This window comes from Streptomyces sp. NRRL F-5755, from assembly GCF_001279365.1.
Classification (GTDB): domain Bacteria; phylum Actinomycetota; class Actinomycetes; order Streptomycetales; family Streptomycetaceae; genus Streptomyces; species Streptomyces rimosus.
This window is the reverse complement of sequence record NZ_LGCW01000303.1, coordinates 27,634-43,465: the sequence shown is the minus strand read 5'-3', so window position 1 is coordinate 43,465 and position 15,832 is coordinate 27,634. Positions and strand designations below refer to the sequence as shown.

Annotated in this window: 11 protein-coding genes and 2 pseudogenes; 3 read left to right on the top strand and 10 right to left on the bottom strand. The window is 71.3% G+C overall.

The features are described from left to right. The 3 genes and pseudogenes from ADK86_RS42755 to ADK86_RS34225 all read right to left on the bottom strand — a co-directional run. A pseudogene (locus ADK86_RS42755) lies at positions 1–96 on the bottom strand (ABC transporter ATP-binding protein); the annotation flags it as partial. A 225-nt stretch (positions 97–321) separates the two neighbouring features. Next, positions 322–564: a hypothetical protein gene (locus ADK86_RS34230; RefSeq protein ID WP_053700115.1), complete on the bottom strand. Its 243-nt coding sequence runs from the start codon at positions 562–564 to the stop codon at positions 322–324. Between the two features lie 92 nt (positions 565–656). Then, entirely contained in the window at positions 657–1,637 is a 981-nt protein-coding gene (locus tag ADK86_RS34225) for an SPFH domain-containing protein (RefSeq protein ID WP_053700111.1), read from the bottom strand. Positions 1,638–1,872: 235 nt separating this feature from the next. Between ADK86_RS34225 and ADK86_RS34220 the strand changes: the two genes are divergently transcribed. Next, positions 1,873–4,122, top strand: coding sequence for a transglycosylase domain-containing protein (locus ADK86_RS34220; protein WP_053700110.1), 2,250 nt, complete (start codon positions 1,873–1,875; stop codon positions 4,120–4,122). A gap of 84 nt (positions 4,123–4,206) precedes the next feature. On the opposite strand, the gene ADK86_RS34215 is transcribed toward ADK86_RS34220, so the two are convergent. From ADK86_RS34215 to ADK86_RS34190, 6 genes are all read right to left on the bottom strand, one after another. Continuing rightward, positions 4,207–5,670, bottom strand: a complete 1,464-nt coding sequence (locus ADK86_RS34215; protein WP_053700109.1) for a catalase — start codon at positions 5,668–5,670, stop codon at positions 4,207–4,209. Positions 5,671–5,841: 171 nt separating this feature from the next. Beyond that, positions 5,842–8,049, bottom strand: a complete 2,208-nt coding sequence (locus tag ADK86_RS34210; RefSeq protein ID WP_053700108.1) for a SpoIIE family protein phosphatase — start codon at positions 8,047–8,049, stop codon at positions 5,842–5,844. A 29-nt stretch (positions 8,050–8,078) separates the two neighbouring features. Beyond that, on the bottom strand, positions 8,079–8,762 hold the full coding sequence (locus tag ADK86_RS34205; RefSeq protein ID WP_053700107.1) for a class I SAM-dependent DNA methyltransferase: 684 nt from the start codon (positions 8,760–8,762) through the stop codon (positions 8,079–8,081). A gap of 238 nt (positions 8,763–9,000) precedes the next feature. Continuing rightward, a complete protein-coding gene (locus ADK86_RS34200) occupies positions 9,001–9,726 on the bottom strand; it encodes a DUF402 domain-containing protein (RefSeq protein WP_030641053.1) in 726 nt (241 codons plus the stop codon). Between the two features lie 94 nt (positions 9,727–9,820). Then, positions 9,821–11,215 (bottom strand): class II fumarate hydratase, encoded by a 1,395-nt coding sequence (locus tag ADK86_RS34195; protein ID WP_053700106.1) that lies wholly within the window; start codon positions 11,213–11,215, stop codon positions 9,821–9,823. 79 nt (positions 11,216–11,294) lie between these two features. Continuing rightward, complete coding sequence (locus tag ADK86_RS34190) at positions 11,295–12,965, bottom strand: fumarate hydratase (protein ID WP_030628518.1); 1,671 nt, start codon at positions 12,963–12,965, stop codon at positions 11,295–11,297. 165 nt (positions 12,966–13,130) lie between these two features. Here ADK86_RS34190 and ADK86_RS34185 point away from each other — a divergent pair. Beyond that, positions 13,131–13,805 (top strand): annotated as a pseudogene (locus ADK86_RS34185) (DUF1707 SHOCT-like domain-containing protein); the annotation flags it as partial. 441 nt (positions 13,806–14,246) lie between these two features. Further along, positions 14,247–14,606 (top strand): WhiB family transcriptional regulator, encoded by a 360-nt coding sequence (locus ADK86_RS34180; RefSeq protein ID WP_032922291.1) that lies wholly within the window; start codon positions 14,247–14,249, stop codon positions 14,604–14,606. Between the two features lie 111 nt (positions 14,607–14,717). Here the strand turns inward: ADK86_RS34180 and glpX are convergent, their stop codons facing one another. After that, positions 14,718–15,749: a class II fructose-bisphosphatase gene (glpX, locus tag ADK86_RS34175; protein WP_053700104.1), complete on the bottom strand. Its 1,032-nt coding sequence runs from the start codon at positions 15,747–15,749 to the stop codon at positions 14,718–14,720. Positions 15,750–15,832 lie beyond the last annotated feature (83 nt).

Genomic DNA, 15,832 nt, shown 5'->3' with positions numbered 1-15,832 from the left:
GGGGTGGATGGAGAAGTCCGCGCCGTCGAGCGCGGGGGTCGAGCCGTACGCCTTGTGCAGCGCGCGGGCCGTGAGCAGGGAACCGGCCGGGGTCATACGGGGGCCTCCGGAAGTGCGGACAGGGGCGGTGGGGCGGCAGCGGCCGACGCCGCTGCCGGGGCGGGCCGGGACCGTAACGGATACGGCGGACGGCGGCCTCCAGGGACCGGCCCCAAGGGACATGCCACACACTACATGGTGTGTATACCCGTGGTGTATAGCCGGGGAAAGGAAGGCCGGGAACCCCGCCCGCGTACGGGCCGGGCCCCCGGCATCCCGGTCTCACCCGTGCGGTCCGGCGCCCTCCGGGCCCGGCGGCTCCTCGCCACCCGCCGCCTCCCGCGGCTCCGCCGACTTCGGCGGCCGCCCCCGCCGGGGCAGGCCGCCCGCGCCCTTCGGCAGCCGGCCGGCGTCCGCCAGCGCTTTCCGCAGCAGGAACTCGACCTGTGCGTTGGCGCTGCGCAGCTCGTCGTCGGCCCAGCGGGCGAGCGCGTCGTGCACCAGCGGGTCGAGCCGCAGCAGCATCTGCTTGCGCCGCTGCGCCGCCCGCCGCTTCGGCGCCTGCCCGCCGTCCCCGGGGCCGCCGGCCCCGGTCGCGTCCTGGGAGCCGCCCTCGCTCACTGGTACAGGGAGCCGGTGTTCAGTACCGGCTGTGCGGCCCGGTCGCCGCACAGCACCACCATCAGGTTGCTGACCATGGCCGCCTTCCGCTCCTCGTCCAGTTCCACGATGTCCTGCTCGCTGATACGGGCCAGCGCCATCTCGACCATGCCGACCGCGCCCTCGACGATCTGCTGGCGGGCCGCCACCACCGCGCCGGCCTGCTGCCGCTGGAGCATCGCCGAGGCGATCTCCGGAGCGTACGCGAGGTGGCTGAAGCGGGACTCGATGATCCGTACGCCCGCGGCCTGCACCCGGGCGGTCAGCTCGACGGCCAGCTTCTCGGTGATCTCCTCGGCGTTGCCGCGCAGCGACAGCGCGTCGTCGTCGTGCGCGTCGTACGGGTACTCGATCGCGATGTGCCGCACCGCCGCCTCGGTCTGGGTGGCGACGAACTCCAGGAAGTCATCGACCTCGAAGAGCGCCTGCGCGGTGTCCTCGACCTGCCACACGACGATGGAGGCCAGCTCGATCGGGTTGCCGTAGGCGTCGTTGACCTTCAGGACCGCGGTCTCGTGGTTGCGGACGCGGGTGGAGATCTTGCGGTCGGCGGTCAGCGGGTTGACCCAGCGCAGGCCGTCCTCGCGGATGGTGCCGACGTAGCGGCCGAAGAGCTGGATGACGCGGGCCTCGCCGGGGGCGACCATCTTCACGCCGGTCATGCAGAACAGCGAGCCCACCGCCAGCAGGACGCCGACGACGATCAGCGGTACGCCCACCGCCTTGTTCCCGCCCGCGGCGAGGGCGCCGCCACCGATGATCATGCCCAGTCCGGCGAACGCGCCGAGGACGGTGAGCAGCAGGCCCAGGCCGCCCGGGATGCTGTGCGCCGGCGTCTCGCGGACCTGCGGGCGGGGCATCTGCGGCGCGTCGGCCGTGAGCTGCGCGCCGCCGCCCGCCTCGTCGTTGCCGCCGCCGGCCGGTGTCTGGTCGGACATGTGTCTCCCCGTTTCTCGTGTACTGGTCGGTGATGCTAACGGAACTCTAGCAAAGTGATAGCACTTTAAGAGGGTTCTCAGTCCGGTGCGGCATCCTTGACCGGAGGTTCCCCCAGGAACGGGTGCTCTTTGTCACGTCGGCAAAAGCCTTGATCGATGAGCATTTGTCGACAGATGCGGTGTTAGCTTCGTGAGCTGAGTTATTGGGGGCGGAACGACTGGAGTTGCGGGAGCGATGGGGCGAGCGGACGCGAGACGGGCGGCGCAGGGACGTAACCGCCGGGCCAAACCGAAGACCAAGGCCAAGAAGGGCGGCATACGCCGCTTCTTCACCTGGAAGAAGCTGCTCGGGGCCTTCCTCGGCGTGTGCCTGCTGGGCATCCTCGGCTTCATCGGCCTGTACCTGTACGTGGACGTGCCCGACCAGGGCAACGCGGCGGCCACGACCCAGAGCAACGTCTACAAGTACGCCGACGGCTCGGTCATGGCCCGCAAGGGCCTGCTCAACCGCGAGACGGTCAAGATCGACGAGATCCCCGAGCCCGTCCAGCACGCCTTCGTCGCGGCCGAGAACAAGACCTTCTACCAGGACTCCGGCGTCGACCTGAAGGGCACGCTGCGCGGCGTCCTCAACACGCTCAGGGGCCGGGGCAAGCAGGGTGGCTCCACGATCACCCAGCAGTACGTCAAGAACTACTACCTGAGCCAGGAGCAGACGGTCAGCCGCAAGCTCCAGGAGATCGTCATCTCCCTCAAGGTCGACAACAAGCTGGACAAGAAGGACATCCTCGCCGGCTACATGAACACCAGCTACTACGGCCGCGGCGCGTACGGCATCCAGGCCGCCGCCCAGGCGTACTACGGCGTGGACGTGGACAAGCTGACCGTCAGCCAGGGCGCCTACCTGGCCTCCCTCCTCCAGGCGCCGAGCCAGTACGACTGGGCCATCGCCTCCGACGCCGGCAAGAAGCGGGTGCAGGAGCGCTGGGCGTACACGCTCGACAACATGGTCGAGATGAAGTGGCTCAGCCCGCAGGACCGGCAGAAGCAGAAGTTCCAGCAGCCCATCAAGCCCAAGCCGCTGCCCGGTGTGGCCGGCCAGATCGGCTACTTCGTCAACGCCGCCAACGACGAACTCATCCGCAAGGGTGTCGACGAGAAGGAACTCGCGGCCGGCGGCTGGACCATCACCCTGGGCATCGACAAGAAGAAGCAGCAGGAGCTGGAGAAGGCGGTCAAGAACAAGCTGACCGACGACCTCAAGCCCGACGTCCGCAAGGTGGACCGGGACGCCCAGCTCGGCGCCGTCTCGGTCGACCCCAAGACCGGCCACGTGGTCGCCATGTACGGCGGCGCCGGCTACACCAAGCACTACACGAACAACGCCACGCGGGCCGACTTCCAGCCCGCCTCCACGTTCAAGCCGCTGATCTTCGCCTCCGCGCTGGAGAACCACGCCAAGACCCAGTCCGGCGTGCCGATCACCCCCAGCACGGTCTACGACGGACGCAACCGGCGCCCGGTGGTGGGCGGCACCAAGCCGTTCGCCCCGCCGAACGAGGACGAGCAGACCTACGGCCGGATCAGCGTCCAGCAGGCGACCAACAACTCCGTCAACTCCGTCTTCGCGCAGATGGGCGCCGACGTGGGCCTGGACGAGGTCAAGAAGACCGCGGTCGGCCTCGGCATGGACGGCAGCCGGATGGACGTCCAGCCCGCCATGACGCTCGGCACCATGGGCGCCAGCCCGCTCCAGATGGCCGGTGCCTACGCCACCCTGGACAACCACGGCAAGAAGGTCACCCCGTCGCTGGTCACCAAGGCCGAGCACGGCTCGCAGGAGACCGAGCTGCCCGACCCGATCGGCTCCCAGGTGCTGACCCGCAACACCGCCGACACCGTCACCTCCGTCCTGCGCGGCGTGGTCAACGACGGTACGGCCAAGGAAGCCATAGGCAGCACGGACTACCAGGCCGCGGGCAAGACCGGCACCTCCGACGACAACAAGTCGGCGTGGTTCGTCGGCTACACGCCCAAGCTGGTCACCGCGGTCGGCATGTTCGGCGAGGAGGCCAAGGGCGGCAAGCAGGTCACGCTCAAGGGCACCGGCGGTGGCGGCCGCGTCAACGGCGGCGGCTACCCGGCCAAGATCTGGGCCGCCTACACCGCCGCCGCGATCGGCGACGACACCGGGGCCAAGTTCGACCTGGAAACGGACCTCGGTTCCGGCGGCGGACCGGTCAACACGCCGCCGCCGAGCAACACGCCCTCGCACACCCCGTCCCAGACGCCCTCGCAGACGCCGTCCCAGACCCCGTCGCAGACGCCGTCCAGGACCCCGTCGCACTCGCCGTCCCAGTCCCCGTCGCACTCGCCGTCGCGGACGCCCTCGAAGCCGCCGGAGTCGCCGCCCGCCTCCCCGACGGCCGGCAGCGGCGGCAACGGCAACAACGGCCGCCCGCCCGGCTTCGACGACCTGGGCTGACCCGGCGCCCGGCGCGAACGGCCGTGGCCCCCACCGCACCGGTGGGGGCCACGGCCGTTTCCGTCCCGCGGGGCGCGCTCCGGCTCAGCTGCCGTTGAAGCGCGCGGCGATCCGGTCACCGAGCGCCTTGTCGACACTGCGCCAGTACTGCAAGGCGCGCAGCAGCACCGGCCGGCTCACCCCGTTCGACAGGTGCCCGACCACGTTGTTCACCAGCCGCTCACGCGCCGCGTCGTCCAGCACCTTGCGCACCTGGGTGCCCGCCTGGCCGAAGTCGTCGTCGTCACGGCGCAGCTTGTACGCCTCGCGCACCATCTCGCCCGCCGCGTGCCAGCCCGCCGGGTCGCCGAAGTTCTGCGTGTCGGCGGCCGGCCCGCCGTAGGAGTTGGGCGCGTACGGCGCCGCCGCGCGGGACGGCTCGTAGCGCATCGGGCCGTCCTTCGCGTACGAGGTCACCGTCGAGTGCGGGCGGTTGGGCGGCAGCTGCGCGTAGTTCGGGCCGATGCGGTAGCGGTGGGTGTCCGGGTACGAGAACAGCCGCCCCAGCAGCATCTTGTCCGGCGACGGGCCGATGCCCGGCACCATGTTGGACGGCTCGAAGGCCGCCTGCTCGACGTGGACGAAGAAGTCCTCCGGGTTGCGGTCCAGCGTCATCCGGCCGACCTCGATCAGCGGGTAGTCGGCGTGCGGCCACACCTTCGTCAGGTCGAACGGGTTGAAGCGGTAGTCCGGCGCGTCGTCGAACGGCATGACCTGGACGTACATGGTCCACGAGGGGGCGTCCCCGGCCGCGATCGCCTGATACAGGTCGCGGCGGTGCACATCGCCGTCCTCGCCCGCCAGCCGGTCCGCCTCCTCTTGTGTCAGGAAGTCGACGCCCTGGTCCGTCTTGATGTGGTACTTGATCCAGAACCGCTCGCCGCCGCCGTTGATCCACATGAAGGTGTGCGAGCCGTAGCCGTTCATGTGGCGGTACGTCTTCGGGATGCCGCGGTCGCCCATCAGCCAGGTGACCATGTGCGCCGACTCCGGCGAGAGCGTCCAGAAGTCCCACTGCATGTCGTTGTCGCGCAGCCCGTTGTCCGGGCGGCGCTTCTGCGACCGGATGAAGTCCTGGAACTTGATCGTGTCCCGTACGAAGAAGACCGGTGTGTTGTTGCCGACCAGGTCGTAGTTGCCGTACTCGGTGTAGAACTTCAGCGCGAAGCCGCGCGGGTCGCGCCAGGTGTCCGGCGAGCCCTGCTCGCCCGCCACCGTCGAGAACCGGGCCAGCATCTCGGTGCGCCGCCCCGGCTGGAAGAGGTCCGCCTTGGTGAACTGGCTCACGTCGTTGGTCACTTCGAAGAAGCCGTACGCGCCGCTGCCCTTGGCGTGCACCACCCGCTCGGGCACCCGTTCCCGGTTGAACTGGGCCATCTTCTCGATCAGATAGTGGTCCTGGAGCAGCAGCGGACCGTCGGAGCCCACCGAGAGCGAGTGCTCGTCGCTCTCGACCGGGATGCCGGCATTGGTCGTCGTACGCGGGACGTCGTGCGCGGAGCTGGTCATGGGGGTGCGCCTCCCGGTGGTGGGTCGTCAGTCCCTTGCCACCTCAGAAGTCAACTCCGCCGACGCGGTGTCGGCAACCGTTGGACGCCGTCCAGTTCGGGACGAAGTCCGGCCGCCGGTACGCCCGTTGGCGGCCCGGCGGCCGGCATCGACGAAGCGCGCGAGCCCCGCCTACGGCGTGCCCCCGAACGGCATGGACAGCTCGAACCACACCACCTTGCCGGTGCTCAGCCGCGTCGCGCCCCAGCGCCGGGCCATCCGGTTGACCAGGTACAGGCCCCGGCCGCCCTCGTCGGACGGGCGGGCCTGGCGCAGCCGCGGCAGCTGCGGCACATCGTCGCCGACCTCGCAGCGCAGCACGTCCGTCCGCAGCAGGCGCAGCGTGATGGGCCGCTCCGCGTACCGCACGGCGTTCGTCACCACCTCGCTGACCAGCAGCTCCAGCTGGTCGGTCAGCTCCTCCAGGCCCCACCGGGACAGCGCCCTGCGGGCCAGCCGGCGGGCCTGCCCGGCGGTCTGCGCCTTCGGGTCCAGGTACCAGTACGCGACATCGCTCGGCGCGATCCCGTCGAACCGGGCCGCCAGCAGCGCGATGTCGTCGTCCCGGTCGCCGGGCCCGAGCATGTCCAGCACCTCGTCGCACAGCGGCTCCAGCGGCGGCGGGTTCGGCCCGGTCAGCCGCGCCGTCTCGGTCAGCCGCTCCCGCAGCTGCTCGATGCCGGTCCACACATCGCGGATACGGGACTCCACCAGGCCGTCCGTGTACAGCACCAGCGTGGCGCCCGCGGGCGCGTCCAGCTCGACCGCCTCGAAGTCCACCCCGCCGACACCGATCGGGGCGCCCGGCGGCACGTTCAGCACCTCCGCGCGCCCGCCGCGGTGCAGCATCACGGGCGGCGGGTGCCCGGCGTTGGCGACCATGATGCGGTGCGCGACCGGGTCGTAGACCGCGTAGAGGCACGTCGCCATCCGGTCCGAGCCGAGCCGCTGCGCCTGCTCGTCGAGGTGGTGCAGCACCTCCTGCGGTGGCAGGTCCAGCCCCGCGAGGGTCTGCGCGGTGGTGCGCAGCTGGCCCATGATCGCCGCGGAGGTCATCGAGTGGCCCATCACGTCGCCGACGACCAGCGCCACCCGGCTGCCGGGCAGCGGGATCGCGTCGTACCAGTCGCCGCCCACCCGCGCCGTCTCGGCGGCCGGCAGATAGCGGCTGGCCAGCCGGACGCCGGTGGGCTGCGGCAGCGAGTCCGGCAGCATCGTGCGCTGGAGCGCGTCCGCGATGTACGCCTCGCGCCCGTACAGCACCGCCTTGTCCACACCCAGTGCCGTGTGCGTCGCCAGCTGCGCCGCCACCAGCAGATCGTCCGCCTCGAAGGCCGGGCGGTCCGGGCGGCGCAGGAACACCGCCGCGCCGATCACCCGGCGGCGCCCGCGCAGCGGCGCCAGGATCACCCGGTGCCCGGCCGGCAGCTGGGTGAGCGGGCCGAGCAGCTCGGGCAGCGCGGCGCGCGCCGCCTGCACCTCGCCGAACAGCGGCCGGACACCGCGCAGCACCTCCGCCAGCGGCCCGCCCGGCAGCACCTCGGACAGCTCCGCCGCGCTGCCGCCCATCGCCGGGCTCAGGTCCGGCTGCGCGGGCAGCATCGGCAGCCGCCCGCCGTTGGTGTCCGGCTCCTCGGGAATCCGGTCGGTACGGCGCAGCCGCAGCACCACCGGGCCGGTCGGCCGCTCGTCGCCCACCGGCAGCGGATCGCGCAGATAGACCAGGATGGCGTCGGCGAACGTCGGCACCGTCGCCCGGCACAGCCCCAGCACGATCTCGTCCAGGTCTATGCCGCGGGCGATCCGCCGGGTCGCGGCGCCGATGAAGCGCAGCCGGTCGCCGCCCGCCTGACGCGCCGCCAGCACCTCGCCGCTCTCGGCCGGGTGCGCGGAGCGGGCGGGCGGTGCGGCCGGCCCCGCGGTCTGCTCGGACGCCCGCGCGGGCTCCTCGCCGCGCGCGCCGGACTCCACCGGTACACCGCGCGGCGCGGCGGGCGGCGGGACCGTGGGCGTCCCCTCGGGGCACGGGCGCGGCCGTCCGACGCCGCCGGCGGTGCCGCCGTCGCCGGGCCCCTGCCAGGGCGTGCCCCCGGCGTCGGCTCCGGGCTCCTCGCAGCGGTTGTCCGCGGTGTGCGCAGAATCGTCACCGCGCGGTGCCGCGGGAGACATCTCAGCCACCTCGGCCGGTCCGTGGGGCGTGGACCGCCCCGGCAGGCCGCCGGGACCGGCGGCCGCGGTGTACGGCGCCCGGTGCGGGGTCGCCGAGGACGCGGCAGGCGGGGCGGCCTGCCGCGGTTCGTGGGAGGTCGGGTGCTCCGTCACGCGTGGGATTCCATCCATCCGGGGCTGCGCGCGTGGCGCGCCGCGTCTCAAGCGCGTCGCAGGTGCAGGAAGAGCTGGATCTCGGGTGGGGTGTCCGTACTGGCCGGGGCATACGCATACGAGTCCTCCCCGGTGACTTCGAAGCCCGCGTCGTGCACGACCTGGCGCAAGTCGTCCCGCAGGTAACCCGATACCCGGATCGTGCTGCCCAGGAACGGAATCGGGCAGTCGTCCAGATCGGCTTCGACCATGGCCAGCACCAGCAGCCCGCCCGGCCGCAGCAGCGAGTGCAGCATCCGCAGCGTGTACGGGATCTCCGCGCGGGGCAGCATCAGCAGCGAGAAGAAGGCGGTGGCCCCGTCGAAGGAGCCGGCCCCGCCGAGCTCGCCGTGGCGCAGGTCGGCGATGTCCAGCCGGTGGAACTCACCCGCCGGGACGTTTTCCCGGGCCAGCGCCACCATCGAGGGGGACAGATCCACACCGACGACCGCATGCCCCGCGTCCGCCAGCTGACGGGCCGTCGGCAGCCCCGTACCGCACCCGAGGTCCAGCACCCGGGACCCGGGCGGCAGCGCGGCCGCGAGCCGGGCGCCCGCGGCGAGCTGGCCGTCCTTGTGCGGGAACGCCTCGTCGTAGCGGTCGCCGATCGCATCGAACGCCTCCGCCTGCCCCGCCCGGTCCAGGACTAACCCGTTCAGGCCCTCGTATCCGTCGTAGCCTTCAGCGCTCACGACCTCGCCTCTCCTGCGACCGCGGTCAAGTTCGGGGCTCCGGCGAGGGAGCCACGTCCGTGCAGTTCCGTGCAGTCTTGAGTTACGCCTGTGCAGTCTTGTGGAGGACGATCCTACGGTTGATCCCCAGGGGCGCATCAAGGGGGCTCACTCGCACGCCACGTGACGCCTCGACCTGCTCACCGGGGCGCGCGGGCGCGCCCTTGCACCGGCCAGGCCGCGCCCCGCGCGGCCGGGCTCACCCCTGCGCGTCCGGTACGGGTACGGGCCGGTCCCAGTCCTCCGGCAGCCCCGGCACCTCCCACGCCGGGTCCGGCCGCCAGTCCTCCCAGCCGCCGCCGAACGGCACCCCCCACGCGCCGATGTGCTCGACCGCCGCGCGGCCCGCCGCCCGTACGTCCGCCGCCAGCGCGGGCGGCATCAGCCCGTCCCGCTGCGCCTGCGCGAATTCGTCCTCGTCCCGCCACTCCCAATGCCGGTCCGGATACACGCAGATGTCCAGGAAGTGATCCTGGGAGTCGATGCCGCCCGCCCAGCGGCGGCGCGGCTCCTCCAGATTCACGTACCAGTTCTTGAAGTGCCAGCCCGGCTCCCAGAACAGCCACACCGACCAGGGGTCGTGCGGCCGGGCCAGCTTCAGCACCCCGGTGCCGAACCACTGGTCGAGCGCGGTGCGCCGGGGCTTCTTGTAGCGGGTGGCGAGCGGCTCGCGGTGGACGGGCGTCCCGTCGGCCAGCACCGGCTTGACGCAGGGCGTGCCCGGGGCCATCCACACCGCGAGCAGCTCGTCGGTGTCCTGGACGACGGTCATCGGGCGGCAGATGTGAATGCCGTCGCCGGCATTGTCGCGGTAGCGCCACAGAATCCGGTCCCCGGGCGCCCAGCTCCCCGTCCGCTCCACGGCGTCCCGCGCGTCCCCCGCCCCGGCGGCGCCCTTCCTCGTCTCCACCATGTCCGCTGTCATGCGCAGATCTTAGTGGCGTACGGATGGCCGCGCCGTGACGCAGGACGCACGGTCCGTTACGGACGGGGGCCGGCGCCACACGGGTGTCGCTCCCTTACGGGTGCGTCATCCGCAGCACATCCAGCGCCTCGTCCAACTGCTCCTCGGTCAGCAGCCCCTTGTCGACGTACCCCGACTCGATGACCACCTCGCGGATGGTCCTGCGCTCCGCGAGCGACTTCTTGGCGACCTTCGCCGCCTCCTCGTACCCGATGTACTTGTTGAGCGGGGTGACCACGGAGGGCGACGACTCCGCGTACTCCCGGGCCCGTTCGGCATTCGCGGTGATCCCGTCGACCGTACGGTCCGCCAGCAGCCGTGTGACGTTGGCCAACAGCCGTACCGACTCCAGCACGTTCTTCGCGATGACCGGCAGCATCACGTTCAGCTCGAAGTTGCCCGCGGCGCCCGCCGCGGCCACCGTCGCGTCGTTGCCGGTGACCTGCGCCGCCACCATCAGCGCCGCCTCCGGGATCACCGGGTTGACCTTGCCCGGCATGATGGACGAACCCGGCTGGAGGTCGGGCAGGTTGATCTCGGCGAGGCCGGTGCGCGGCCCCGAGGACATCCACCGCAGATCGTTGGCGATCTTCGTCAGGCCGACGGCGATGGTACGCAGCTGCCCGCTGGTCTCCACGACCGCGTCCCGCGCGCCCTGCGCCTCGAAGTGGTTGCGCGCCTCGGTCAGCGGCAGCCCCGTCGCCCGCGCCACCTCGGCGATCACCGCGGCGGGGAAGCCGGGCGGGGTGTTGATGCCGGTGCCCACGGCCGTACCGCCCAGCGGCAGTTCGGCCAGCCGCGGCAGCGCGGCCCGCAGCCGCTCCACGCCGTAGCGCACCTGCGCGGCGAAGCCGCCGAACTCCTGGCCGAGGGTGACGGGCGTGGCGTCCATGAGATGCGTCCGCCCCGCCTTCACCACCTCGGCGAACTCGGTCTCCTTGCGCTCCAGGGAAGCCGCCAGGTGCTCCAGCGCGGGAATCAGATCGCGGGTGACGGCCGCGGTCGCCGCGATGTGGATCGAGGAGGGAAAGACGTCGTTGGAGGACTGGGAGGCATTGACGTGATCATTGGGGTGGACGTCCCGCCCCAGCCGCTCGGTCGCGAGGGTGGCCAGCACCTCGTTGGTGTTCATGTTGGACGAGGTGCCGGAGCCGGTCTGGAAGACGTCGACGGGAAAGTGCTCGTCCCACTTCCCGTCCGCGACCTCGGCCGCGGCCTCCTGGATCGCCCGCGCGATGTCCTCGTCCACCACCCCGAGCTCGGCGTTCACCTTGGCCGCTGCAGCCTTGATCCGCGCCAGCGCCTCGATGTGCGCCCGCTCCAGCCGCTGCCCGGAAACCGGGAAGTTCTCGATGGCGCGCTGGGTCTGGGCGCGCCATTTGGCGTGGGCGGGGACCCTTACCTCGCCCATGGAGTCGTGTTCGATGCGGAAGTCGCCGTTGTCGCTCATGTCTATGACAGTGCCCGGGAACCGCGATGTGTTCCCGGACACCGTCAGGAGTCAGCCGTCAGGCGGACCGCCCGGTGGCTCAGGCGGTACGTACCGGAATGCTGGTGAAGGTGGGAGCCGGCGCCGGATCCTGGAAGAAGTCGTTGCCCTTGTCGTCGACGACGATGAAGGCGGGGAAGTCCTCGACCTCGATGCGCCAGACGGCCTCCATGCCCAGCTCCTCGTATTCGAGGACCTCGACCTTCTTGATGCAGTCCTGCGCCAGGCGGGCCGCCGGGCCGCCGATGGAGCCGAGGTAGAAGCCGCCGTGGGCTGCGCACGCGTCGGTGACCTGCTTGGAGCGGTTGCCCTTGGCGAGCATGACCTTCGAGCCGCCCGCCGCCTGGAACTGCTCGACGTAGGCGTCCATGCGGCCGGCCGTGGTCGGGCCGAAGGAGCCGGACGCGTAGCCCTCGGGGGTCTTCGCGGGGCCCGCGTAGTACACCGGGTGGTTCTTCAGGTACTCGGGCATCTCCTCACCCGCGTCCAGCCGCTCCTTGATCTTCGCGTGCGCGATGTCGCGGGCGACGACCAGGGTGCCGGTGAGCGAGAGGCGGGTCTTGACCGGGTGCTTGGTCAGCTCGGCGAGGATGGCGTCCATCGGCTGGTTCAGGTCGACGCGTACGGCGTCGAGGTCCGGGCCCGCGCCCTCGGTCAGCTCCTCCTCGGTGGTCTCCGGGAGGAAGCGCGCCGGGTCCTTCTCCAGCTGCTCCAGGAAGACGCCCTCGGCGGTGATCTTCGCGACGGCCTGGCGGTCGGCGGAGCAGGAGACGGCGATGGCGACCGGGCAGGACGCGCCGTGCCGGGGCAGGCGGACCACGCGTACGTCGTGGCAGAAGTACTTGCCGCCGAACTGCGCGCCGATGCCGATCTTCTGCGTCAGCTCGAAGACCTTCTCCTCCAGCTCCTTGTCCCGGAAGCCGTGGCCGGTGGGGGAGCCCTCGGCGGGCAGCTCGTCCAGGTAGTGCGCGGAGGCGTACTTGGCGGTCTTCAGCGCGTACTCGGCGCTGGTGCCGCCGACGACGATCGCCAGGTGGTACGGCGGGCAGGCGGCCGTGCCCAGCGAGCGGATCTTCTCCTCCAGGAACTTCATCATGGAGGTCTCGTTGAGGACCGCCTTGGTCTCCTGGAAGAGGAAGGACTTGTTGGCGCTGCCGCCGCCCTTGGCCATGAACAGGAACTTGTACGCGTCGCCGTCGGTGGCGTACAGCTCGATCTGCGCCGGCAGGTTGGAGCCGGTGTTCTTCTCGTCCCACATGGTCAGCGGGGCCATCTGCGAGTACCGCAGGTTCAGCTGCGTGTACGCGTCGTAGATGCCGCGGGACAGGGCCTCCTCGTCCCGGCCCTCGGTCAGTACGTTCTGGCCGCGCTTGCCCATGACGATCGCCGTGCCGGTGTCCTGGCACATCGGCAGCACGCCCGCCGCCGCGATGTTCGCGTTCTTCAGCAGGTCCAGCGCCACGAAGCGGTCGTTGGCGGACGCCTCGGGGTCGTCCAGGATGCGGCGCAGCTGGGCGAGGTGGGCCGGGCGCAGATAGTGCGAGATGTCGTGCATCGCCTCGGCGGCCAGCTTGCGCAGCGCCTCCGGCTCGACCTTGAGGAACGTGCGCCCGTCGGCCTCGAAGGTGCTCACACCTTCCGAAGTGACGAGGCGGTAGGGGGTGTTGTCCTCGCCTACGGGGAGCAGGTCGGTATAGGCGAACTCCGGCATTAGCGGTCATTCCTCACTCGACGGTGGCTTTCGGCTGACATCTGCGGCAGCGCCTGAACAGCGTAGAACCCTTACTCGCGGCCGCCGCTGTGAGGTAAGGCTCACCCGGGGCCGGGACGGGGCCGCGCGTCCCCTAGTCGCGATCTATCGCGTTTCGGTACGCTGCTGCCCGTGGACGAATCGTCGCTCGCCAAACGAGCCCAGCAGCCGGTGAACCTGACCAAGCCCGTGGCGGAGGCCGGAATCCGGGCCTCCGACGCCGACCGGGACCGGATCGCGGAGATCCTCCGCGAGGCGCTGGCGGTGGGACGGCTCGACGCGGAGGAGCACGCCGAACGTATCGACCTGGTCTACCGCGCCAAGACGATGGGCGAACTGGAACCGCTGGTACGGGACCTGCCCGCGGAGGACGGCGCTCCCCGGCAGCGGCCCGCGTCCGCCGCGTACGGGGACGGGCCGGGCGCCGCGCCGCCGGACCAGACCATGGTCGCGATCTTCAGCGCCTCGACCCGCAAGGGCCGCTGGCGGGTGCCCGCCCGTATCAACGCCGTCGCCGTCTTCGGCAGCGTGGAGATCGATCTGACCGAGGGCATCTTCCAGCAGCAACAGGTCCAGATCAACGTCACCGCGATCTTCGGCAGTGTGGAGATCCGGGTGCCGGAGAACATCACGCTGCGCAGCAGCGGTTCCGGCGTGCTCGGCGCCTTCGAGGTCGAGACCAACGAGTCGGTGGAGGGTGACGCGCCGGTCGTCCAGGTCAACGGCTACGCGGTGCTCGGCAGCGTCGAGGCCAAGGCCAAGCGCGGCAAGTGGCTGCGCGACCTGCGTGATGACCTGCGCGGCGCGCGGCGCGCGTGGCAGGAGCAGCGGCGCGACGAGCGGCGGACGCTCCACGAACAGCGCCGGGACGAGCGCCGGGCCTGGCACGAGCAGCGCCGGGACGAGCGGCGCGAACGGCACGGGCGGCTGCACGGCGGCTGGGACTGACGGGGCCGGCGGCGGTGGGGGAGGCCGCCGGCGGCGCAGCCCGCGGCCGGTCGGTGTGCGACGGGAGAGACCGGGGTAAAAACCGGGCGGACCGCACCCTTCCGGGCTGCGGGAAGGTTGAATTCCCCGCGCTTCCGTACTGCTCAAACGCCGTTCGCAACCGTGTGCATAAGCACGCGTACAGCGGGTAGGGCTGGTGCATCGTCTCTCGTACGGCTGCGGGGTGCGAAAAGTCGTGCGCAGCGAGACGGGCAAGGGTGACTCTTTCGCCGAAGCCGTCGTCAGGAGTAGACCGTGCTGCTACCGCATCAGCCTCTGCAGGACACCGCAGTTGTTCCGCCCCAGCGGGTTCCCTCTCGCGAAGAGGCCGGTCCCTGGCACGCGGAGGCGGTGTGCCGCCGTGACGAGGCGGGACTGTTCTTCGCACCGTCCAAGGAGCCGACCGCCGCACGCCTGGCGAGGGAGGAAGCCGCGAAGCGGGTCTGTGCCCGCTGCCCGGTGATGATCGAATGCCGGGAGCACGCCCTGATGCAGCCCGAGCCCTACGGAGTGTGGGGCGGTCTGACCGCCGCCGAGCGACGGGTCGTGCTCGCGCGCCGTCGGCGCCGGGAGACCGAGCTGCAGCGCTCGGCCCGGATGCAGGCCGCCGGCTGAGCGGCCCGTGCACCCGGCACGCGTGACGGGCCGGGACCCCGCCGAGTGTGACGGCGGAGTCCCGGCCCGATTGCTGTGCGCGCCGGCCGGCCGTTGCCGGTCCGGCCGCCGCTAGCTGGGCCGCTCGAAGTCGACCGAGCTGTACGCGCGCAGCTTGGCGAGCCGGTGCTCGGAGTCGACCCGGCGGATCGTGCCGGACTTGGAGCGCATCACCAGCGACGAGGTGGTCGCGGTCTCGGCGCGGTAGCGCACGCCGCGCAGCAGGTCGCCGTCGGTGATGCCGGTGGCCACGAAGAAGACGTTGTCGCCGCGCACCAGGTCGTCGGTCTGGAGCACCTTGTCCAGGTCGTGCCCGGCGTCGATCGCGCGCTGCCGCTCCTCGTCGTCCTTCGGCCACAGCTTGGCCTGGAGGGTGCCGCCGAGGCACTTCAGGGCGCACGCGGCGATGATGCCCTCGGGCGTACCGCCGATGCCCAGCAGCAGGTCCACGCCGGTGCCCTCACGGGCCGCCATGATCGCGCCGGCCACGTCGCCGTCGGAGATGAACTTGATCCGGGCGCCCGCCTCCCGTACCTCCTTGGCCAGGCCTTCGTGGCGCGGCCGGTCCAGGATGACGACGGTGACGTCCTCGACGGCGGACTTCTTCGCCTTGGCGATCCGGCGGATGTTCACGCCGACCGGCGCGGTGATGTCGACGAAGTCGGCGGCCTCCGGGCCGGTGGCCAGCTTGTCCATGTAGAACACCGCGGACGGGTCGAACATGGCGCCGCGCTCGGCGACGGCCATCACGGAGACCGCGTTGGCCATGCCCTTGGCGGTCAGCGTCGTACCGTCGACCGGGTCCACGGCCACGTCGCACTCGGCGCCGGTGCCGTCACCGACCCGCTCGCCGTTGTAGAGCATCGGGGCGTTGTCCTTCTCGCCCTCCCCGATGACCACGACGCCGTTCATGGAGACGGTGTGGATCAAGGCACGCATGGCCTTGACGGCGGCGCCGTCGGCGCCGTTCTTGTCGCCGCGCCCGACCCAGCGGCCCGAGGCCATGGCTCCGGCCTCGGTCACCCGGACGAGTTCCAGTGCGAGGTTGCGGTCGGGAGCCTCGGGGCTGACCTCGAGTTGGGACGGCAGATGATGCTCGGTCATCGAGCGCACCTTTCTGTACGGCGACGGCCGGAATGGTGAGGGTGGCTATGACTTTATCGGTAGGTCGCCACAATGAGCAGTGG